This window comes from Parasphingorhabdus litoris DSM 22379 (genome assembly GCF_020906275.1).
Classification (GTDB): Bacteria; Pseudomonadota; Alphaproteobacteria; order Sphingomonadales; family Sphingomonadaceae; genus Parasphingorhabdus; species Parasphingorhabdus litoris.
This window is the reverse complement of record NZ_CP086727.1, coordinates 2,568,803-2,589,120: the sequence shown is the minus strand read 5'-3', so window position 1 is coordinate 2,589,120 and position 20,318 is coordinate 2,568,803. Positions and strand designations below refer to the sequence as shown.

The window sequence follows — 20,318 nt, the reverse complement described above, 5'->3', positions numbered from 1 at the left end:
TTTAACGCCGCACAATTTTGGTGAATAGTTTCACCAACGCATCCCCATTGTTTTGCCAGCTAAATTGACTGACGGTCGCGCGAACGTCCTCTTGTTCTGGTTTATCCTTTAAGAGCACTTTTACAGCATCAACAATTGCTGAGCTCTTCTGCTCCACGATCCGGCCGGCGGTATCCGAGCATAGCAATTCCCTCGCGCCACCAGCTTCGCTGATGATAATCGGTGTGCCGCAGGAAAGGGCTTCTACCCAGGCGTTGGCCAGCCCTTCGGACTTCGAAGGCAGGATTGCGATATCGGCGGCAGCAACCAACTCCGGTAAGTCATCATGGGGAACATTGCCAAGGAAACGAACGCGATTTTTGACGCCCAACTTGTCGGCTAATGCGCGATATGCATTTTCTTCCTCGCCTGTGCCCGCCAACATCAAGGTGGCGTCTGGGATAGACTGTATGGCCTCGATTACCAGCACCTGGTTCTTGCGCTGGATGAGGGCACCTGCACAGATAAACAATGGTCCGTGAACATCCAGTTTGCGTTTTGTCGCAGAGCGGTCAACGGGTGCAAACTTATGACGATCGAGACCGGTATAGTGAACCAAAATTTTGTCACTCTCGATACCAAGATCAACCATATCCTGTTTCAGCGCTTTGGACACCGCCAGCAAACCGGAAGCCTTGTCAGCTGCTGCCAATATCTGTGGCAGGCATTTGGTTTCTCTTCCCCAGTGATGAATATCCGCTCCGCGAGCCTTTACCGTGAACGGTATGTCGAGTTGGTTCGACAGGCGCATCGCGGCAGGGCCATCGGGATAGAAAAACTCTGCGTCAATCAAATCAAATGGTTTTCCGTCATGGAGTTTTTTGACAAGAGGCAAGAGGGCTGCTGCAATCCGTTCCGGGTTTCTGGAGCCTCCGAACTTTGGGATCAGAGGAAAACGCGGGCGATAGACGTTGAGCCCTCGCCACAATTCGTGCTCAGGCAGGTCTGCTAAAGCGCGATAAGGCTCAAGACCTCTTAGCGGCAGGGGAGGTATCCCGATGGGGTTAATGACCGTGACATCGGCTTCTGCCCTACTCGCAAGTTCTGTGGTTTGGCGCTCGACAAAAATACCAAAATTGGGCGACGCTGCGTTGGGGAACAATGTCGATAGCGTCAATATGTTGAGCGGGTTAGTCATAACGACGGTCTTAGCAGCATGCCTTTAAAGCGATCTTACCAACCTCACTGCAACCCCGATCCACTCAGGATCTTTGACGACTTGTTGCCGGGCGCCACTGCCGAGCGGCAATATCTGAATCATGTCGCCTTCCCGCCCAATCAGGCGGCCAAATAGAAAGCGTCCGGCCGGTCGAGGCACCAATATGTCCCGGTTCAGCGCAGCGGCATATTGATCTGGTGCGCGCCGTGACAGCCAGACATCATCACCGGCGCGATAGTCACCAATGCTGCTTTTGACGCGCAGTGCGACCATATCAGTTTCAATCGTTGGCTGGGCTATCGCTTCGGTCTTTTTTAAAGCGTGCGCGCCTTTGTGATCAAGCATCGCGGCAACCGGTAACTCATCTTGATCCGGCAAGGCGAGCAGTTCTGCGCTATCGACTGCAAGTGCATCGGCGATACGGTTTAGCCAGTCGAGTGACAATGTTCGCATGCCTGTTTCCAAGCGACCGATAGTCTGTGCTGTTGTTGGCGGATTACAGCGCTTCGCAACATCATCCAGCGTCAAACCTTTGGTCTTACGAACCTCTCTTATGCGACTAATCATCACTTTCTCCAACCTATATGGTTTTTTATTTCTCACACATTTGCCAGAATGGCAAGGGCAATTCGGATCGATTGTGCAGGGGAAAGAGGTGGCCATTGAGAAGAATATTGACCGGCTGGACCAGCTTGTCAGTTTTTATTGGCGGTCGGAATAATCTGTCGCCATCCAATTGTCATATTTAAGAACCGGAATCCGGTTGATTGCATACAGCGATAAGATAAGGTTGCAGGCAGACCAATCTGTCAGGAAGCACTATCTTATGAAGACCCGCGCTGCCGTTGCCTTTGAAGCCAAAAAACCGTTGGAAATTGTCGAGCTGGATCTGGAAGGTCCGAAGGCTGGTGAAGTGCTGGTCGAGATCATGGCGACCGGTATCTGCCACACGGATGCCTATACGCTTGATGGCCTCGACAGTGAAGGCAAGTTTCCCAGCGTATTGGGGCACGAGGGGGCTGGCATAATCCGCGAAGTGGGTGCGGGCGTTACTTCTGTCGTACCAGATGATCATGTGATCCCCCTCTACACGCCGGAATGTCGCCAGTGTAAATCATGTCTCAGCGGTAAAACCAACCTGTGTACAGCCATTCGAGCGACGCAAGGAAAAGGGCTGATGCCGGATGGCACGAGCCGGATGTCCTATAAGGGTGAGGCAATTTATCATTATATGGGCTGCTCCACTTTCTCGAACTTTATCATATTGCCTGAAATTGCTGTGGCTAAAATCCGTACGGATGCTCCCTTCGAAAAGAGCTGTTATATCGGCTGTGGCGTGACGACAGGTGTTGGTGCTGTCACCAACACAGCGAAGGTAGAGCCCGGTGCAAATGTCATTGTCTTCGGCCTAGGCGGCATTGGTCTGAACGTTATTCAGGGTGCCCGGATGGTCGGAGCGGACAAGATTATCGGTGTTGATTTAAACCCCGACAAGGAAGAATGGGGCCGTAAGTTTGGCATGACCCATTTCGTCAATCCTAAAGACGTCAGCGGTGATATAGTCGAGCATCTGGTCGCTCTGACCGATGGCGGTGCCGATTATACTTTTGATTGTACTGGCAATACCGATGTGATGCGGACTGCCCTCGAAGCCTGCCACCGCGGCTGGGGTGAGAGCATCATCATTGGTGTAGCGGAAGCCGGTAAAGAGATAGCAACAAGGCCATTTCAACTGGTCACGGGCCGCGTCTGGAAAGGCACGGCATTTGGCGGCGCACGGGGCCGCACGGATGTTCCAAAAATCGTCGACTGGTATGTGAATGGCAAGATCGAAATTGATCCGATGATCACGCACACGCTGACGCTCGAAGAAATAAACAAGGGCTTTGATCTGATGCATGCGGGCGAGAGCATCCGTAGTGTCGTGGTTTTCTAAGACATTCAATTAAGGAGAGAAAAAATGTTCAGTCACGTCATGGTTGGAACCAATGATATTGAAAGGTCTAAGTCATTTTATAATGCTGTGCTCGGTACGCTGGGTGCCGGCGAGCCGATGGTGGATATAAAAGAAGACGGCACGACCCGGCTTTTCTATATTCACAACGGTAATATATTTAGTGTTAGCCAACCAATTGATGGTCAGTCTGCAACGGTCGCCAATGGCGCTACTATCGGTTTCGCTTGCTCTTCGCCGGAACAGGTAAAAGAGTTTCATGACGTCGCTGTTGATAATGGCGCGACGTCTATTGAAGATCCTCCGGGTCCAAGGAATTCGACCATGGGCGAGATGCACTTATCCTATGTTCGCGATCTTGATGGCCATAAACTCTGCGCTATGTATCGGCCTGGATGAGCGCTCTGAAAACAGTTTCGGAAAACAAGGCTTTCGGCGGAGTGCAGGGCGTTTATTCCCATGCCTCCGCCGAAACAAAAACGGAGATGACGTTTGCCGTTTTTGTGCCGGAGCATGAGGATGGCGCGAGACTACCCGTGCTCTGGTATCTGTCCGGTCTGACCTGCACCCATGCCAACGTCATGGACAAAGGCGAATATCGCCGATTGGCGAGTGAATTGGGGCTGATCATTATCTGTCCCGATACGTCACCGCGCGGTGATGCAGTACCGGATGATGATGCCTATGATATGGGGCAGGGTGCTGGCTTTTATGTTGATGCGACTGCGGAGCCGTGGGCCGCCAACTTTCGCATGCGCAGCTATATTGAACGGGAATTGCCGGCTCTTGTGGCCAACGAGTTTCCGGCGGATATGAAGCGGCAGGGTATATTCGGCCACAGCATGGGTGGCCATGGGGCATTGACCATTGCACTGCGCAATCCAGGTCGTTTCAAAAGTGTCTCGGCCTTTGCACCGATCGTCTCTCCGATAAATTGTCCTTGGGGGCACAAGGCGCTCGGCGGATATCTGGGCGCTGATCAATCGACTTGGCGAGACTATGACACCTGCGCCCTAATCGACGATGGCGCACGCATTTCGGATATATTGATTGATCAAGGGACCGCAGATCAGTTTCTCGAAGAACAGCTCAAACCAAATTTGCTAGTGGCAGCGTGCGAGCGGGTCGCTATCCCTCTGACGCTCAATATGCGCGAGGGATATGATCATAGCTATTTCACCATCTCGACCTTCATGGATGATCATTTGCGTTGGCATGCGGAGCGGCTCTGATGTGGAATGACACGCCAGAAATCGCGCAAATGCGCGAAGCCGTGCGCGCCTTGTGCAGCGATTTCCCCGGCAGCTATTGGCGGGAGAAAGATCGGGAACGCGCCTATCCTGAGGAATTTGTCGAGGCACTTACCAAAGCGGGCTTTCTGGCGGCACTAATCCCGGAAGAATATGGCGGCAGCGGACTGGGTCTTTCCGCCGCTGCAGCGATCCTTGAGGAAATTCACAGCAGCGGTTGCAATGCCAGTGCGTGCCACGCGCAGATGTATATTATGGGCACGATCTTGCGCGATGGCAGCGAAGGGCAGAAACAGCAATATCTTCCCAAGATCGCAACGGGTGAGCTGCGTCTGCAAGCCTTTGGCGTGACCGAGCCGGGGAGCGGTACAAACACGCTAGGCCTAAAGACCACGGCTATGCGTGACGGCGATGATTATGTGATCAACGGCCAAAAGGTCTGGACCAGCCGCGCGGAATATAGCGACCTGATGGTCCTGCTGGCCCGCACAACGCCGCAGGATCAGGTACAGAAGCGAACCGACGGCCTCTCCGTGTTCATCGTCGATATGCGCGAAGCAGTGGGCAACGGTCTCACCATCAAACCCATTCGTACGATGATCAACCACAGCACAACCGAAGTCTATTTTGACGACCTGCGCGTGCCGGCGGCCAATATCATTGGTGAGGAAGGCAAAGGGCTGCGCTACATCCTCAACGGTATGAATGCCGAGCGGGTATTGATCGCCGCCGAATGTATCGGTGACGCGCGCTGGTTCACCAAAAAGGCATCGCATTATGCGAGCGAGCGCGAGGTATTCGATCGCCCGATCGGTCAAAACCAGGGCGTACAGTTCCCAATCGCCCGCAGCTATGCGCAAACCGAAGCAGCGGACCTGATGGTACGCAAGGCAGCGGCCATGTTCGATGCCGGCGAGGGGATGGCAGCAGAAGCGAATATGGCGAAAATGCTCGCCTCTGAAGCATCATGGGCGGCAGGCGAGGCGTGCATGCAAACCCATGGCGGTTTCGCCTTTGCCGAGGATTATGATATCGAGCGCAAATGGCGGGAGACGCGGCTCTATCAAATCGCGCCAATCTCGACCAACCTGATCCTGTCCTATCTCGCCGAGCATGTTCTGGATTTGCCGCGCTCCTATTAAGGGGCTTTCTCGGTGCTGGCCAACTCGCCGATTTTCCTGTAGTTATTCCTTACCCCAGCATTCTTTGGGGATCTAGACAGACAAGGAGGCCTTGATGAAAATGCTAAGGGTAAAGATTGTAGCTCCGGCTATCGCAACGATGATGTTGCTTAGTGCATGTGGCGGCAGCGGCGGATCAGAAGCTGAGTCAGAGGCCGCCAGTGAAGCGGCCAGCGCACAATTGCCCAACGGCATGACGATCAAGGAACAGATTGAAGCCCGTCAAGGCCAGCTTGAAAAAGTGGGCGACGCGTTCAAGGCGATCAGCGATCAACTGAAAGCCAGCAGCCCGGATATCGCGATTATCCAGGAAGCGGCTGCTGCGGTTCCGGAAGCCACAGAAGGCATGGCGGACTGGTGGCCGGAAGGCAGCGGTCCTGAATCCGGTGTTGAAACAGACGCGCTGCCTGCGATCTGGGAAAATATGGCGGATTTCCAAGAGAAGGTTGGCAATATGCAGGAAGCTGCGGCTAATCTGAATACCGTTGCCCAGGGCGCTGATATGGCGGCCATTGGCGAGGCGTTTAAAGCCACCGGTGGCACCTGCAAAGCCTGCCACGATGATTATCGCCTGGACGACTAACCTACGATGACCTCAAAGGCCGGGCAGACACTTGTCTGGGATTGGACGGTCCGCCTGTTTCACTGGCTGATCGTCCTGCTCATCCCGCTGATGTGGTGGACGGCCGAAGAAGGCATGATGGACTGGCATCGACGGCTGGGGCTGACCTTGTTCGCGCTGATCCTTTTCCGCCTGGTCTGGGGTATCATCGGCAGTTGGACCGCGCGCTTTGTTCCGATGATCAAGCGTCTGACCGCAGCACCTACCTATATCCGTGACCTTTTCACGGGGCGGCACAGCCCCTCTTTCGGCCACAGTCCTATCGGCAGCTTAAGCGTTTTCGCGCTGCTGGCTGCACTGTCTGTGCAGATTGGAACCGGGCTGTTTGCCGTCGATGTCGATGGCCTGGAATCCGGCCCTCTATCCATTCTCGTGAGCTTCAGCACTGGCAGGGATATTGCCGATATCCATGAGCTCAATTTCGATATCCTTGTCGCGCTGATCGTGCTGCATATCGCGGCCATTGCAATCTATCGGCTGATCCTGAAAGACAATCTCATCCGCCCGATGGTGACGGGCCGCCGCAGCGATATCGAGCCGGTGTCGGCCGTCAATGTCCGCCCCGTAGCTCTGATCGCTAGCATTGCCATTGTTGCGGGTAGCCTTTACGCGGTTATGAACGCCGGTTAGCGGCCTTAATAGCCCAGCGCTTGGCCATCCTTCCGCATTTCGGTGGCGCCGTGATAGACACCCGTTTCCGGATCGCGGACGATCGCTTGATAGCCACCGAACATCACCCCATTATCGACCCGTTTGACCTTGTGGCCCATCGCCTTGAGCCGCTCTACCGTCTCATCTGAAATACCCGGCTCCACATTCAGAGTCCCGAGCAGGTCCGCACCGGTGCCAGCCAGATCATTGGTCGGTTGCCGTCCGCCATCATGGTTGAGCCGCGCCGCATCGCCGGCTTCCTGCAGGTTCATGCCATAGTCGACCATGTTGATCATCACCTGCACATGACCCTGCGGCTGCATGCCGCCGCCCATCAGGCCAAAGGACATATAGGGTTTGCCATCCTTTTTCATGAAGGCCGGGATGATAGTCTGAAATGGGCGTTTGCCCGGTGCGTAGACATTGGGATGGTTTGGATCGAGTGAGAAAAGCTCCCCGCGATCCTGAAACATGAAGCCGAGGCCATCTGCGACCAAGCCGCTGCCCATGCCGCGATAATTGGACTGGATCAACGACACCATCATGCCGTCTTTGTCGGCCACCGTCAGATAGGTCGTATCCCCTTCGCCTTCGAGCTTGGGCTCGCCGGGTCCGAATTCCGGTGACGCCTTGGCCGGATCAATCAGCGCGAAACGCTCCTTGCCATAGGCATCGCTGAGCAGCCAGTCGAGCGGGGCAGGGGACATGTCCGGGTCGGCATAGAAACGCGCCACATCCTCAAAGGCAAGCCGCTTGGCTTCGGTAATATAGTGCAGCACTTCGGCACTGCCGCGCGGATATTGCGCGAGGTCGATATTTTTCAGGATATTCGCCATTTGCAGCGCCGCAAAGCCCTGACTGTTCGGTGGAAGTTCACACAATTCATAGCCTTTGCGATAGGTCACGCAGCCCGGTTCCACCCATTTGCTGCTATGCGCCGCAAAATCTTCGTAGCGCAGATTGCCGCCGATGCGTTTGAAATAGGCATCCATTGTCCGGGCGATCTCGCCTTTGTAAAATACATCGCGGCCACCTTCGGCAATCTTGGTCAAGGTGTTGGCTAGGTCCGGATTTTTGAAAATCTTTCCTTCCTTGGGCGGTCCATCCGCAAAATAGGTCGCACGCGCATTTTCAAACTCCCCGATCATATCGAGATTTTCTTCAAAGCGTTTGAGATTGCGGCCAAAATAATAACCGATAACTGGCGCAATCGGATGCCCTTCATTGGCATAGTCAATCGTTGGCGCGAGGATGTCGGCCATGCTCAGCCTGCCAAACCGCTCATGCATCTCAAACCAGCCATCCACCGTTCCTGGCACAGTGACCGGCAGCGGACCGAAGGGCGGGATGGTTTCACGGCCATCCAGCTGCTTGATAAACTCTTCATAGGACGTACCCATCGGGCTTTTGCCAGACGCGTTCAGGCCGTAAAGCTTTTGAGTTTTGGGGTCCCAGATAATTGCAAACAGATCCCCGCCAATACCGTTGCCGGTCGGTTCCATCAGTCCGAGCGCGGCATTGGCGGCAATCGCGGCATCAACCGCGGTGCCACCTTTCTTGAGGATATCAATCGCGATCTGGCTGGCCAGCGGATGGGCGGTCGCGACCATCCCGTTTGCCGCGTAGACGGGGCTGCGGGCCCAGGCTTCGCCAACCGGACGCCCGCCGCCGCCAATTTCAAGGGCGGGTTTCTGAACGCCGCTTTTTGTGGCTGTTTGTTGCGCTGCTGCCGGAGTAAAGGACAAAGCCGCCGCCGCGGTAAAAGCCAAAAACCGTTTCATCATATCCTGCAAACCCTAACCCTAATCCTTTGGCACAATTTGATTCGTTCATATTAGGGCCCGAATTCCTGACAGTTTATACAGCTTCGACACAGAATCGACTGAAAAATCGCGACATGTCTGGCCGAAAAAGTCAAAATCAGGCTCTTAGAAGAACGAACAGCGTCACAGACAATCTATACGCATGCCATCAATGTAGGAAAGCAGTATTTACAGGGGCTTTCATGGCCTGTTTGGGCAAGATGCAAATATGTTGCGGCGCACAAAAAACTTGACTTGATTTCTTTTGATCCTATTTAGCGTCACAGCAAAGGCAGATAACTGTCTGGCGAAAGTTCTGCGTGAGAGATGAAAAGTTTATCTCGAACCTCGCCTCATTGCTCTTTTATTTCCCGGCAGCCTGATCACGCGGGTCGTCTTAACCGACGGCGGACGCGCGCATAGCAATGATGCTGTGCCGTAACACTCGCTGCTATTTTTAAGGTATTATTTTTGACTTTATTTTCTGATTTCGCTCTGGCGAAACCAATTCAAACGCGTGTGGCCGAAGGCGGCTACACCAAACCATCCCCCATTCAGCAGCAGGCCATCCCGCCAGCACTGGAAGGCAAGGACATTCTTGGCATCGCCCAGACCGGCACCGGCAAGACCGCTGCTTTCTCGCTGCCTTCTATCCACCACCTGTTGAACAACAAACGCAAGCCTGGCCGCAACGAATGCCGGATGCTGGTGCTCGCACCAACGCGGGAACTGGCGCGGCAGATTGCCGATAGCATGACCGGCTATTCCAAAGGCCTTGGCATGTATGTGACGTCTGCTTTTGGCGGCGTTCCGATCAACCGGCAAAAACGTATTTTGCAGCGCGGCGTGGATGTGCTTGTCGCAACCCCGGGCCGTTTGCTTGACCTCGTCGATCAACGCAGCCTTGACCTCAGTAAGGTCGAGATATTGGTGCTCGATGAAGCGGACCAGATGCTGGACCTTGGCTTTATCGTTCCGCTGAAAAAGATCGTGCCGATGCTGCCTAAGAAGCGGCAAAGCCTGTTCTTCTCGGCAACCATGCCTAAGACAATTTCTGAACTGGCCGACCGGTTTCTGACCAACCCGGTTCAGGTTTCGGTCGCGCCGCAATCCACGACTGCGGAGCGTGTTGATCAACGGGTTACCTATGTTAATCAAGAAGATAAGCAGCGTCTGTTAAAAGACTTTGTGAACCAGGAAAACCCGGATCACATGCTGGTCTTTACCCAGACCAAACATGGCGCAGACAAGGTTGTGAAAAACCTGAATGCTGTGGGCATCCATAGCGCCGCCATTCATGGCAATAAAAGCCAGCCGCAGCGCGAGCGCGCCCTGGGTGATTTCCGCAAGGGCAAGATCAATATTCTGGTTGCAACCGACATTGCCGCACGCGGTATTGATGTCGATGGTGTCAGCCATGTGATCAATTTCGATATGCCCAATGTGCCGGAGCAATATGTCCACCGTATCGGCCGGACTGCGCGGGCAGGGGCCTCAGGAATTTCATACTCAATGGTGGCTCCGGACGAGCGTCAGTTTCTACGTGACGTGGTCAAGCTAACCGGTGTGAAACCGGAAGTTATTGCTTTGCCGGAAGGTTATGACGAACCGTCCCGCGAAGAAGTGGCACCGCGCATCTATGGTCAGAAGCCCAAACGCTACAATGCGAAGCCGACACGCGGTGGCCCTCCGAAGAACAAGCATAGTTCGCGCAAAGGGCGTCCCGGCGGCGGCAAGAAGGGCGGTCCCAAGCATTGGAATAACGCAGCCAAGTCGTTCAAACGGCGTCAGGCGCGTAAAGCGGATGCTTGAATAACAGCCAATTGATGCGATAAAGCCTCCTCAGGAAGCCGTCCGCTTCGGATCAGAAAGCCAAGGTTTGTTTAGATGATAGCGAATTTGCGAGATCGGCTGATCAACAAACGAACCTGGCGTCAGATACAGAAGTTCGTCATTGTCAGCGCGACAAGTGCGACGATCACTCTTGGGATTCCGATATTTCTGCATGAGATATTCGGGGTTCAGGAAAAGATAGCGGTGCTAGTGGCATTTGTCGTCGCTTATATGGTGAATTTCCTGTCGCTTCGCCGCGTTGTTTTTTCCAGCGCAGGTACTGTACGCGGCGACTTCCTCAAATTTGCGCTCAGCAGCTTGGCGTTTCGAACGTCTGAATATCTGGCGTTTCTGCTGCTGCATGAAATGCTCAATATGACCTATATTCTGGCTTTATTGATCGTCCTGACGACTGCTACTTTCCTCAAGTTTTTCTGGTACCGGTTGCTCTTCGACAACAGCGGATCGGGCACTGGCATCGGCCAGTAAGGCTTTTTGCGCATCTTCAACATGCCGAAGCTTTTCAAGCGACATTTCAATCAATTGGCGGTTATGATTTATCAAATCGGCCATCAAGCCGAGAATGAAAGTCAAAACACCAACGATCAGGAAAGCCGACCCGATAACCAGCGACTGAATTTTACCCTCGCCGGACACGAACAGATAGAAATATAGGAACCGGATCATCGGGATTGTGCCAATTAGACCGATCACCAGGCCAATGAGCGTGAAAACCCGCAGTGGCTGATACATGGAATACATGCGCAGCAGGGTCGTTCCTGATCGTTCAATAAACCGGAATACGCTGTTAAACAGTCGTGAATCCCTGGTTTTGGGATTGGTGCGAACGGGAACACTGGTGAAAGCTATGCCTTTCTTACCCACTTGGATGAGCATCTCGATCGTGTAGCTGAAAGAGGAAACGATGTTGATGCGAAAGGCCGCTTCTCTGGATATCGCGCGAAATCCGCTGACGGCATCAGGAACATCAACTTCAGAGAAACGCCGCACGACCCAGCTGCCAAAGCGTTGCAAAAGCTTCTTGCCTAGCGAGAAATGCGCAATGGTCGATGTTTGGCGATCACCGATCGTGATATCGGCGGTTCCGGCAATAATTGGCTGAACCAGCTTGGCGATGTCCGCGCCGCAATATTGATTATCTCCATCGGTATTGACGATGATATCTGCGTCCAGGCTTAGACTGTGATCCAGACCTTTTTTAAAGGTGCGGGCCAGACCCATATTACGCTTGTTCCTGATGATATGATGAACGCCCAGCTTGCGCGCCAGTTCCGACGTCCCATCTGACGAACCATCGTCAATGATCAAAATTTCGATCGTGTCGATACCGTCGATGGATTTGGGAATATCGGCGACCGTTTCTTCCAGCGTGCCGGCTTCATTATAGCATGGAATTTGCACTATTAATTTCATGGTCGTTTCTTTCTTCACCCGATCATTGCGGCCAAGTGGTAACTATTATGCATCTGTTTGTAAAAGGTAAAACCGGCCTGAAACCAGCATATCTTGTTGAATATGTGCCATTATGGGCTATCAGCGAATTCGAGTTGGAATCAGCTTTTGCGGTGCCATAGACATGCAAAAGACAGTGGAGTGAGCGGTCGGAGGCCATTTTTGAGTAAAACGGGGAAGACAGGTTTCGGACCAGCCATCTCGGTCATAATATTGGCGATTGCATTGTTGTGGCCGTCATTGATCAATGGCGAACCATTCTACATGACAGACACGCCAAGCTATATTCGGGCGGCTGACGCAGGGGTCTACAAGCTGACGGGATTGGAGTCACCTTGGACCAACGAGTTTCATGATCGATATTCCGCATCGCCAAAAGAAACCGCTTCGACGGCAGTCGGCTCGCAAGCTACACTGACTGACAGCAAGGATGATGCGCCGGTAGCTTTGGCAGGTCGGTCGATTTTCTATGGTGCCTTTCTCTATCTCGCTCAAATTTTTGGCAATTTTTGGTTGGCAGCGGTCTTGCAATCCCTGGTTGTGGGCGTTGCAATCATGTTGACAATCCGCGCTTTCGTGCCGGAAGAAAACGGTGTTTCATCCACGAAACGAACGTTGGCCATCGGCCTGCCAGTTGTGTTTCTCTCTTCCGTTGCCTTCTTCTCCGGCTTTCTGATGCCCGATATATTTGCCGGCCTGGGGTTGCTGTCCTTTGTCCATTTGGCTGCATTTTGGGGGCGACAGGGGACAGCAGAGAGGCTGTTCTGGCTTGTCCTACTTCTCGCCGCGATGCTTTTTCACAACACCAATGTTCTGATCACGATCTCTCTCTTGGCGGTGGTCCTGTTGGGCAATGTTACCAAATTTCTGCAGATTGGGTGGAAACCGATCTTGGCGATCGTAACCAGCATATTGCTGTCTTTTGCCGGGCAATCCGTTTTCTATTGGGGCGTGACAAAATATTCAGGAAATGCACCAGTCATGCCGCCTTTCCTTGCCGCGAGAGTGATTTCTGACGGCCCGGGATATCAATATCTCGAGAAGCATTGCAAAACCGAAGATCATAAATTCTGCCGCGTGCTCGATTTTCCAGTAATTAATCACGATCAATTGCTTTGGAGCAAAGCCAAAGATGAAGGCTTTTTTCAGGCGTTGCCCAATCGCGAGAGACGTGAAATTGCAGCTGCCGAAAAGGCCTTCGTTCTGGACGTCTTTTTGGAATATCCGATCGAGGTTCTGGCAGCTTCTTTCCGCGGTTTTGGGACACAGCTTGTCACCTTCAATCTTCCGAATTTCAACTATAACGACAAACAAAAAAACCAATTTCAAGACAAGATACCCGGCGTGCTGTTCGGTTCGCAAAAGCAATCTGCTGCATTTAAAAACACCATGCCGACACGGTTTTGGGAAATATCGACCTTTGTCGTTTCCGGGGTTGCTTTGCTGTTTTTGCTTGGTTTCTTGTATCGAAATTTTAGGCAGCCGGGGCGTTTGGGCAGAACCGCAACCTTCTCGTTGTTGATCGTCATAGGAATATTTGCCAATGCTGCAATATGCGGCGCCCTTTCGGGAGCAAAGGGCCGGTATCAGATGCGGCTGGTTTGGGTATTGCCGCTGGCTGCAGCCAGTTTATTGCCGAACCGACAATGGCGGAAAGAAGTCATTCAGCCGGCTGAATGAATTAAGACTTTTTGCGACCTGAAACATTCGGCTGCATCGCCGATCAATCACTACGCAATGCCTTGTTCTCTATAAGATGGGCAATTTCATCGTCGGTCATGCCCAACCATTGTTTGAGCGCAGTGACATTATGTTCACCGCGTCTGGCGGTCTTGGCGTTGCTATCAATACCGCTTTTCGATTTTGAAAAACGATAGGGCGACTGAACCGTCCGGCGAGCATTGCCAGCATCGTCCGTGACATCGACAATCGTGCCCAGATGCTCGATGCTGGGTTGGTCGTAAACATCCGGGCCAAAAGGATGCACTTCGCCCCAGGCCAGATTGAGCCGGTCCAGCGTGCCGGTCAGCGCATCAAAGCTCTCATGGGATCGAATATGCTGTTCCATAGCCTCGCGCCGTAACTTTACCTTTGTTGGAATGTCCGCGCCCTCTGGTGTTGGGTCCTCAAGGCCGTCCTTGGTCGAGAACATCAGCCATAACCATTTCATGTCGCCGACAATCAATATCTGGCGATCTTCGGGTGCTTCCCAGACCAGAGTTTCCGGCGGTTTGGGCCAGATATCATCCAGCGCGAAATGGGCATAATCATCGGCCGAATGCAGGACATTGAGCATCGCGAGATCAATATGCTGCCCTTCGCCGGTCTGGTCGAGCGTGCGCAAGGCGGAGAGGATCGCAATAATCCCGTGCAGGGAGCTGTAACTGTCAGCCATGGCAAACTGAATATCGGTGGAATGGCCGCCGCTCATCTGTGCCTGCCGCGCAATCAAACCCGTCTCGGCATGGAGGACAGGCGCATAGGCGGCCTTTTCACGCTCCGGTCCGTTCTGGCCATAGCCGGAGATAGACAACATGATGAGCCGCGGGTTGGCCTTGGACAGATCACCCCAGCCAACACCAAATCTGTCCATGATACCGGGGCGAAAATTCTCCACGACGATATCGGCCTCTGCTGCCAGTTTCCTCACCAGTTCCGGCGCGCCCTCGGCTTTGAGATCGAGACAGATATTTTGTTTCCCGATATTGAGCTGCAGATAATTGCCGCTCACCCCGCTTTCGCGCTTGGCGAGTTTGCGGGTGACATCGCCTTCCGGCGGTTCGACCTTCAACACGTCTGCACCCAGATCGGAGAGCATCCGCGTCGCATAAGGGCCCGCGACCACGCGCGAAAAATCCAGGACCTTGAGCCCTGCTAAAGGGAAATCTGCCATATCCGCCTGACTTTAGAGTTTCATCTGCTGCTTCATGGTCTTTTCTGTAGCGGATCCATAAGGCGGCAGGAAACCAGCAATTTTGGCAATATTGACTTTCGGCTGGCGGTACACGGCCTTCGCATGGCTAAACTCTTTGAAGCCATCTGGCCCAGTATAGGCACCCATGCCCGATGGTCCAATGCCGCCAAAGGGCAGGTCATGTTGTGCGATATGGAAAATCACGTCATTGACCGTGACCCCGCCGGAAATGGTGCGATCGAGCACTTTGCGTTTGTCTGCTTCCGTTTCGCCAAAATAGTATAGGCCGAGCGGGCGGTCATGATCGTTCACATATTCAACGACTTCATCCAGGTTGCGATAGGTCTTGACTGGCAGCACGGGGCCAAAAATCTCTTCCTGCATCACGCGCATGTCCTCATTGACATTTTGCAGGACAGTGAGCGGCATCTTGTTGCTGTTGGTGTTCGAGAAATCCTCATCACCCGGATTGACCACGGTCTGTTTTGCGCCCTTGGCAACCGCGTCATCGATCAAGCCTTGTAGTCGTTCCTTGTGCCGTCCGTTGATTACTGACGTATAGTCGTCATTGGCAATCATCGTTGGATATTGCTCTGCCACATTGCTGGCAATACCTTCGACCACCTTGTCTTCTTTGTCGGCTGGCACCATCAGATAGTCTGGCGCGAGGCAGATTTGACCGGCGTTCATCATCTTGCCCATCGCGATCCGCTGGGTTGTCTTTTGAATATCGGCATCTGGCCCGACAATGGTAGGTGATTTACCGCCAAGTTCCAGTGTGACCGGTGTCAGATTTTGTGCTGCTGCGGCCATCACATGCTTTGCAATTCCGCCACCGCCAGTGAAAATCAGATGGTCCCACGGAATTTCCGAGAAAGCTTTGCCGGTCGCCGGACCGCCGGTGATCACGGTCATTTCTTCCGGAGCAAAATATTTCGCGACCAATTGTTTCGCCAGCTCACCGGTTTCCGGACAGAATTCGGAAAACTTGATCATCACCCGGTTGCCAGCACCGAAAGCGCCAATCGCCGGATCAAAAGCCAGGTTGATCGGGAAATTCCATGGGGAAATGACACCCACAACGCCTTTGGGTTGATATTCTACCGCGCCGCTGGCGCCTAACAGACCCAAGGGAAAGTCCATTTTGCGTCTTTCCGGACGCATCCATTTGCGCAGGTTTTTCTTATGATCCTTGGCATGGCCGACCACCGACATCAGGTCGGTCATGACGGTCTGCACGCTGCTGCGATGACCGAAATCATTGGACACGGCTTCGCAAAGCGCATCCTTGTTGTCGATAATCATTTGCGCGGTCCGGTTGATCCGGTCCATGCGGCTTTCATAGGTCACCGGCAACTCGGCATGAAAAGCATCGCGCTGCGCCTGAAAGGCCGCCATGATTTCGTCTTTGCTGACTTCGCCAGCTGCTGCTTCCAATGCTTCCATCACTCTTCTCCTGCAACACGCTTTGATGCGCTTAAATTATGGTTTCAATTGACCACTTAAACCATATTTTTGCAGTTTGTCGAGGTTGAACGGCTGATTAGGAAGCGGAGGCAATCGCCTCTGCCAAGGCTATGGTCTGTTCGGCTTGCCGCAAATGCAGAATCTCCGTCATCTTTCCATCAACGGTAATCACACCTTTGCCGTCATTCGCAGGGTCCTGGAACGCAGCAATAATGGCTTTGGCTTCCGCTATCTTTTGATCGTCAGGGGCAAATTCGCGATTGGCGATATCAATTTGCGCAGGGTGAATAAGGGTTTTTCCATCAAAGCCAAAAGTTTTGGCCTGCCGACACTCCTGTTCGAACCCAATGGGGTCCTTAAAGTCGTTGTAAACGCTGTCCAAAATATTCAGCCCAAAAGCACGCCCGGCCATGATCGTTTGCGCGATTGCTGGCATGAACAGGTTTCGATCCTGCTCCGCCCGCATTTCCTTTGCCAGATCATTGAAACCCATGACGAAAGTTTTGAGCCGGGTCTTGGCGGCCGTCTGGGCGATGCTGGCAATGTTCAGCACTGCAATCGGCATTTCGATCATCGCCCATAGCTGCAGATCACCTTCGATCATCCCGGATATCTCAACAATATCGTCGGCGCTGCGAACTTTAGGAACCAATATGGCGTTGGCATTGCTGTTACAAAGGCTCTTCATATCCTCGGCAAACCAGGGAGTGTCCATTGCATTGATGCGTACAACCATTTCACGCTTGCCATAGCCACCTTGCGACAATGCCTTGCAAGCAGCATCCCGGGCAGCATCTTTTGCATCCGGCGCAACGGCGTCCTCCAGATCGAGAATGATCGTGTCGGCGGGCAGTGTTTTTGCCTTTTCCAAAGCCCGCGCGTTGGACGCCGGCATATAGAGACAGGAACGGCGGGGACGGAAATTGGTGTCGGTCATTCCCAGGCTATATCGAAGCCAACGCGGTCGGGACAGTGAAAAGCATCTGTCTTGCCTAAGCACAGATACCTTACTTGCTGTTTTCGGCCTGCTGTTCAGTCCGTTCTTGACCCAAAGCCAGATGGCGAGCCAATGTCGTCAACGCTTCCGACTGTTCCCGTAGTTTGATATGCAGTTTCAGGATCAGGAAAAGACTCATCAAAATCCAAAGATAGATGATCAGGTCAGCACCGCGGCCAATGCCTACCAGATTGGCAAAGACATTAGTCATTTCGGGGAACCAGATAAACGCATAGCCCGTGAGAACAACCAGAAACAAACCAAACCGGACGATTGGCAAGGACTTGCCGAGACTGATAATGTAAAACAGACAGACCGAGAGGCCCAGGGTAAGAATGATTTGGGCGATCATGACAGGAGCCTCGCTGCAATAAGGTCACGGAAAATGACGAAGGCGTCGGTAAACGTCTGGCCTTTCTCCCGCGAATAGTCGGAATAGGTAATCGTCACCGGGACTTCGACGAAGTCAAACCGATTTTTTCGGATGCCGGCCAAAATCTCTGATGCGTGGGCCATGCGATTTTGGCGAAGATTAAGCTGGCTTGCGGCCTTGGCTGTAAAAACCCTGAGGCCGTTATGGCAATCAGTCAATTTCAATCCAGTGGTAATTTGGGTGAAAAGGGTCGCTGCTTTCAGCAAGAGCCCGCGCGACTGGCTCATCCCCACTGTATTGCCCAGAAAGCGGCTGCCGAGAGCAAGATCAGCACCGCTTTGAGCGAGCTGTTCGAGCATGACCGGCACGTCTTCGATATGATGCTGACCATCTGCATCGAAGGTTACGACGTGACTAGCACCACGTGACAAGGCAAATTCGATACCGGTCTGAAGGGCGGCACCTTGTCCCAGATTAAACGGGTGACGCAGGACCGTGGCACCGGCGCTGCGAGCTGTGGCCGAAGTTTCGTCTGCCGACGCATCGTCTATCACAACAATATTCGGAAACATTGTACCGACTTCGGTTACGACATCTGCAATCATTCCGCCCTCGTTATAGGCAGGAATGACAATCCAGACGTCTTTCTGGAGATTTATGGGATCATACAGCATTGAGGGCCCTTTGCGTGATGATGACGCCCGCGCAGATGAAGGCTATGCCGACCATGTACGCGGGGTTGAGTTTTTCACCGAGCAACAGCCAGGCAAATAATGGAGTGAAAACGAAGGACAGTGCGACAAAAGGATAAGCTGCGCTCAGCGGCAATTCGCGGACGATGAGTATCCATATGACCGCCAATGCGCCGTACAAGGTCACGGCGGCAATCAACATGGGTTCTGTCGCCTGAACCCAGATCGGTTGATCCGGGCGCAAGCGCTGTGAAGCGAGCTTGAACAATATCTGTCCGGCACCAACCGCAATCGGATAGGCAATCAGGACAATCCAGAGGAACCGGGTCATTATTCTACCTCCATCGTCTGGATGGTGATGATCTCGGTATTGCGCGTGAATTTTCTGGAAGGACCAAATTTGCGCAACTCTTTGGCAATGGCACGGGTCATGTCCGGGGGAGCAAAGGCGATATGGGTCGCCTTCCATTTGCGAATAAGCGCGCGTCGTTCGGCCTGGCTGGTATCTGCGTCGAAAAACTTGTCGGTCGCCGCCTGTCTTTCAAACAGGCTGGGTGCCACAGGTTCCGGCCGGGGTATGGAAACGACACGGTGGCCGGTCGATTGCAGCGGATAGACAATATTCTTGGTCGCAAAAGAGACAGACCCGATTGGTAAATGCGCCTGCATCTCATCCACGGACGGTATCATCCGGCCATGCGATGCGCGCGTGACGAATTCCATCTGTCGCGGCATCGACGCGATATACATGCTAAATCCGATAAAAATAATCCCGGCGGTTGTCAGTATGCCGCGCATTGCCGGGCTGGTTTTCTTGAAGAAACTTGAAGAAACAGTGGCCCATGCCAGTGCCAGTTGCAGATATAATATGATCGCGGGCGGGAACCGGTGTGCAATCGACATATCGAGCGCTACCAGAAGAAAATAAGCCGACGTGAAAAACAGCACCGGGGCCAGAATGTCCCAGCGAACACGACCGGTTTTGGCATCGCGGAAACCAAGAATTCCCAATATTGTCGGAGCCGCCATGAGGATGAGGTAGGATATTGTCGTCATTTCCTTGGCATCGGATTCCCAGCGAGGATCGGATGCCGAAAGAACCACGTCCAGCGGATTGAAATAGGGCCATATCAACGAGAGCAGTCCGCCAACAAAAAGCGCGGCCAAAAGAGTCATCTTCCGATCCATCGCAGCTGCTTTGTGAAATAATATGAAGCTGCCTGTACCCGCCAGCATGATAAAGGCACTGAACTGGTGCGTTATAACGATCGTGGCGGTCAATACTGCCAGTAGCGCCAGGTTGAGGCGATAAAACCGGTCTTCCTCAAGCGCGAAGAGGCACAGGAACCAGCTGAGCATGCCCAAAACCAGTGCCTGCGTGGCCGGATAACCGCCGCTGCTGATAAAGGTCGCGAAATTATGAAAACCGGCATGACCACGCTGAGCGCCCCAAGCAAACAGCAAAATGGTCAGCAATATGGCGGGTGCCCAATCAGATTTATAGTAGCGCCGTGCGAAAAGCCAGGTGACTGCGCAAAATGCGACACACATGGCCGCGCCCATGAAACTGAAAAGAGCCCAGGGTACGATACCGAACATTTGCCCGACCATGGCAGCCAGTATGTTTAATGGAGTATAATAGCGCGACGGTTCATCGGTTGGCAGATGGGGATTGGATGGATCGAAAGGTGATGCCATCAACTCCCTAAGAACAGCAAGATGATGCCATGTATCGCGTCCGGGATGCTCAAATCCAAACGGATCAAAAAGGTAATAGCCGATCATCACCGCAAAATATGCCAGACATAACAGCAGGTAAGCACGGCTGGAACTCAAGCTTTTAAGCGACATATTCAAGCGTCCGGGTGCAATGGTATTGGCGTTTTCCATGGCCCGACATCTATGATCTTA

Annotated in this window: 20 protein-coding genes; 9 read left to right on the top strand and 11 right to left on the bottom strand. The window is 53.1% G+C overall.

The genetic code is table 11. The features are described 5' to 3' along the window. Position 1: 1 nt before the first annotated feature. Complete coding sequence (locus BS29_RS12550) at positions 2 to 1,177, bottom strand: glycosyltransferase (protein ID WP_229953976.1); 1,176 nt, start codon at positions 1,175 to 1,177, stop codon at positions 2 to 4. Positions 1,178 to 1,201: 24 nt separating this feature from the next. Continuing rightward, on the bottom strand, positions 1,202 to 1,765 hold the full coding sequence (locus BS29_RS12545; protein WP_229953975.1) for a helix-turn-helix domain-containing protein: 564 nt from the start codon (positions 1,763 to 1,765) through the stop codon (positions 1,202 to 1,204). A gap of 259 nt (positions 1,766 to 2,024) precedes the next feature. On the opposite strand from BS29_RS12545, the gene BS29_RS12540 reads away from it, so the two are divergent. The 6 genes from BS29_RS12540 (at position 2,025) to BS29_RS12515 (ending at position 6,835) form a co-directional block, all read left to right on the top strand. Beyond that, positions 2,025 to 3,134 carry an S-(hydroxymethyl)glutathione dehydrogenase/class III alcohol dehydrogenase gene (locus BS29_RS12540; protein WP_229953974.1) on the top strand — a complete coding sequence of 370 codons (1,110 nt, stop codon included), beginning with the start codon at positions 2,025 to 2,027 and terminating at the stop codon, positions 3,132 to 3,134. Positions 3,135 to 3,158: 24 nt separating this feature from the next. Next, the gene (locus BS29_RS12535; protein WP_229953973.1) at positions 3,159 to 3,551 is read left to right on the top strand and encodes a VOC family protein; all 393 of its coding nucleotides are present in this window, start codon (positions 3,159 to 3,161) and stop codon (positions 3,549 to 3,551) included. After that, positions 3,548 to 4,384, top strand: a complete 837-nt coding sequence (fghA, locus tag BS29_RS12530) for an S-formylglutathione hydrolase (RefSeq protein WP_229953972.1) — start codon at positions 3,548 to 3,550, stop codon at positions 4,382 to 4,384. Before BS29_RS12535 ends, fghA begins: the two co-directional genes overlap by 4 nt. After that, complete coding sequence (locus tag BS29_RS12525; RefSeq protein WP_229953971.1) at positions 4,384 to 5,544, top strand: acyl-CoA dehydrogenase family protein; 1,161 nt, start codon at positions 4,384 to 4,386, stop codon at positions 5,542 to 5,544. The genes fghA and BS29_RS12525 overlap by 1 nt, the downstream gene beginning before the upstream one ends. A gap of 94 nt (positions 5,545 to 5,638) precedes the next feature. Next, positions 5,639 to 6,166, top strand: a complete 528-nt coding sequence (locus tag BS29_RS12520; protein WP_229953970.1) for a c-type cytochrome — start codon at positions 5,639 to 5,641, stop codon at positions 6,164 to 6,166. A gap of 6 nt (positions 6,167 to 6,172) precedes the next feature. Next, positions 6,173 to 6,835 carry a cytochrome b/b6 domain-containing protein gene (locus BS29_RS12515; RefSeq protein ID WP_229953969.1) on the top strand — a complete coding sequence of 221 codons (663 nt, stop codon included), beginning with the start codon at positions 6,173 to 6,175 and terminating at the stop codon, positions 6,833 to 6,835. A 5-nt stretch (positions 6,836 to 6,840) separates the two neighbouring features. On the opposite strand, the gene ggt is transcribed toward BS29_RS12515, so the two are convergent. Then, on the bottom strand, positions 6,841 to 8,637 hold the full coding sequence (gene ggt / locus BS29_RS12510) for a gamma-glutamyltransferase (protein WP_229956870.1): 1,797 nt from the start codon (positions 8,635 to 8,637) through the stop codon (positions 6,841 to 6,843). Positions 8,638 to 9,129: 492 nt separating this feature from the next. Between ggt and BS29_RS12505 the strand changes: the two genes are divergently transcribed. Both BS29_RS12505 and BS29_RS12500 read left to right on the top strand, forming a co-directional pair. After that, on the top strand, positions 9,130 to 10,470 hold the full coding sequence (locus tag BS29_RS12505; protein ID WP_229953968.1) for a DEAD/DEAH box helicase: 1,341 nt from the start codon (positions 9,130 to 9,132) through the stop codon (positions 10,468 to 10,470). Positions 10,471 to 10,545: 75 nt separating this feature from the next. After that, the gene (locus BS29_RS12500; protein ID WP_229953967.1) at positions 10,546 to 10,980 is read left to right on the top strand and encodes a GtrA family protein; all 435 of its coding nucleotides are present in this window, start codon (positions 10,546 to 10,548) and stop codon (positions 10,978 to 10,980) included. Here the strand turns inward: BS29_RS12500 and BS29_RS12495 are convergent. Then, a complete protein-coding gene (locus BS29_RS12495; RefSeq protein WP_229953966.1) occupies positions 10,885 to 11,925 on the bottom strand; it encodes a glycosyltransferase family 2 protein in 1,041 nt (346 codons plus the stop codon). The two genes, BS29_RS12500 and BS29_RS12495, sit on opposite strands and share 96 nt — an antisense overlap. Before the next feature lie 201 nt (positions 11,926 to 12,126). Between BS29_RS12495 and BS29_RS12490 the strand changes: the two genes are divergently transcribed. Then, positions 12,127 to 13,644 (top strand): hypothetical protein, encoded by a 1,518-nt coding sequence (locus BS29_RS12490; protein ID WP_229953965.1) that lies wholly within the window; start codon positions 12,127 to 12,129, stop codon positions 13,642 to 13,644. Positions 13,645 to 13,687: 43 nt separating this feature from the next. Here the strand turns inward: BS29_RS12490 and BS29_RS12485 are convergent, their stop codons facing one another. From BS29_RS12485 to BS29_RS12455, 7 genes are all read right to left on the bottom strand, one after another. Beyond that, positions 13,688 to 14,857 carry a CaiB/BaiF CoA transferase family protein gene (locus tag BS29_RS12485; protein ID WP_229953964.1) on the bottom strand — a complete coding sequence of 390 codons (1,170 nt, stop codon included), beginning with the start codon at positions 14,855 to 14,857 and terminating at the stop codon, positions 13,688 to 13,690. Positions 14,858 to 14,869: 12 nt separating this feature from the next. Beyond that, the gene (locus BS29_RS12480; protein ID WP_229956869.1) at positions 14,870 to 16,324 is read right to left on the bottom strand and encodes a coniferyl aldehyde dehydrogenase; all 1,455 of its coding nucleotides are present in this window, start codon (positions 16,322 to 16,324) and stop codon (positions 14,870 to 14,872) included. Positions 16,325 to 16,421: 97 nt separating this feature from the next. Then, positions 16,422 to 17,282: an HpcH/HpaI aldolase/citrate lyase family protein gene (locus BS29_RS12475; protein ID WP_229953963.1), complete on the bottom strand. Its 861-nt coding sequence runs from the start codon at positions 17,280 to 17,282 to the stop codon at positions 16,422 to 16,424. Between the two features lie 70 nt (positions 17,283 to 17,352). Further along, positions 17,353 to 17,694: a DUF2304 domain-containing protein gene (locus BS29_RS12470; RefSeq protein WP_229953962.1), complete on the bottom strand. Its 342-nt coding sequence runs from the start codon at positions 17,692 to 17,694 to the stop codon at positions 17,353 to 17,355. After that, complete coding sequence (locus tag BS29_RS12465; protein WP_229953961.1) at positions 17,691 to 18,389, bottom strand: glycosyltransferase family 2 protein; 699 nt, start codon at positions 18,387 to 18,389, stop codon at positions 17,691 to 17,693. The genes BS29_RS12470 and BS29_RS12465 overlap by 4 nt, the downstream gene beginning before the upstream one ends. After that, entirely contained in the window at positions 18,379 to 18,738 is a 360-nt protein-coding gene (locus BS29_RS12460; protein ID WP_229953960.1) for an EamA family transporter, read from the bottom strand. The genes BS29_RS12465 and BS29_RS12460 overlap by 11 nt, the downstream gene beginning before the upstream one ends. Next, a complete protein-coding gene (locus BS29_RS12455; protein WP_229953959.1) occupies positions 18,738 to 20,297 on the bottom strand; it encodes a hypothetical protein in 1,560 nt (519 codons plus the stop codon). The genes BS29_RS12460 and BS29_RS12455 overlap by 1 nt, the downstream gene beginning before the upstream one ends. Positions 20,298 to 20,318: the final 21 nt, after the last annotated feature.

Bases quoted from the DNA above. Each gene is read 5' to 3' on its own strand.
- BS29_RS12550 (WP_229953976.1), bottom strand. From the start codon at position 1,177: ATGACTAACCCGCTCAACATATTGACGCTATCGACATTGTTCCCCAAC.
- BS29_RS12545 (WP_229953975.1), bottom strand. From the start codon at position 1,765: ATGATTAGTCGCATAAGAGAGGTTCGTAAGACCAAAGGTTTGACGCTG.
- BS29_RS12540 (WP_229953974.1), top strand. From the start codon at position 2,025: ATGAAGACCCGCGCTGCCGTTGCCTTTGAAGCCAAAAAACCGTTGGAA.
- BS29_RS12535 (WP_229953973.1), top strand. From the start codon at position 3,159: ATGTTCAGTCACGTCATGGTTGGAACCAATGATATTGAAAGGTCTAAG.
- fghA (WP_229953972.1), top strand. From the start codon at position 3,548: ATGAGCGCTCTGAAAACAGTTTCGGAAAACAAGGCTTTCGGCGGAGTG.
- BS29_RS12525 (WP_229953971.1), top strand. From the start codon at position 4,384: ATGTGGAATGACACGCCAGAAATCGCGCAAATGCGCGAAGCCGTGCGC.
- BS29_RS12520 (WP_229953970.1), top strand. From the start codon at position 5,639: ATGAAAATGCTAAGGGTAAAGATTGTAGCTCCGGCTATCGCAACGATG.
- BS29_RS12515 (WP_229953969.1), top strand. From the start codon at position 6,173: ATGACCTCAAAGGCCGGGCAGACACTTGTCTGGGATTGGACGGTCCGC.
- ggt (WP_229956870.1), bottom strand. From the start codon at position 8,637: ATGAAACGGTTTTTGGCTTTTACCGCGGCGGCGGCTTTGTCCTTTACT.
- BS29_RS12500 (WP_229953967.1), top strand. From the start codon at position 10,546: ATGATAGCGAATTTGCGAGATCGGCTGATCAACAAACGAACCTGGCGT.
- BS29_RS12495 (WP_229953966.1), bottom strand. From the start codon at position 11,925: ATGAAATTAATAGTGCAAATTCCATGCTATAATGAAGCCGGCACGCTG.
- BS29_RS12485 (WP_229953964.1), bottom strand. From the start codon at position 14,857: ATGGCAGATTTCCCTTTAGCAGGGCTCAAGGTCCTGGATTTTTCGCGC.
- BS29_RS12480 (WP_229956869.1), bottom strand. From the start codon at position 16,324: ATGGAAGCATTGGAAGCAGCAGCTGGCGAAGTCAGCAAAGACGAAATC.
- BS29_RS12475 (WP_229953963.1), bottom strand. From the start codon at position 17,282: ATGACCGACACCAATTTCCGTCCCCGCCGTTCCTGTCTCTATATGCCG.
- BS29_RS12470 (WP_229953962.1), bottom strand. From the start codon at position 17,694: ATGATCGCCCAAATCATTCTTACCCTGGGCCTCTCGGTCTGTCTGTTT.
- BS29_RS12465 (WP_229953961.1), bottom strand. From the start codon at position 18,389: ATGCTGTATGATCCCATAAATCTCCAGAAAGACGTCTGGATTGTCATT.
- BS29_RS12460 (WP_229953960.1), bottom strand. From the start codon at position 18,738: ATGACCCGGTTCCTCTGGATTGTCCTGATTGCCTATCCGATTGCGGTT.
- BS29_RS12455 (WP_229953959.1), bottom strand. From the start codon at position 20,297: ATGGAAAACGCCAATACCATTGCACCCGGACGCTTGAATATGTCGCTT.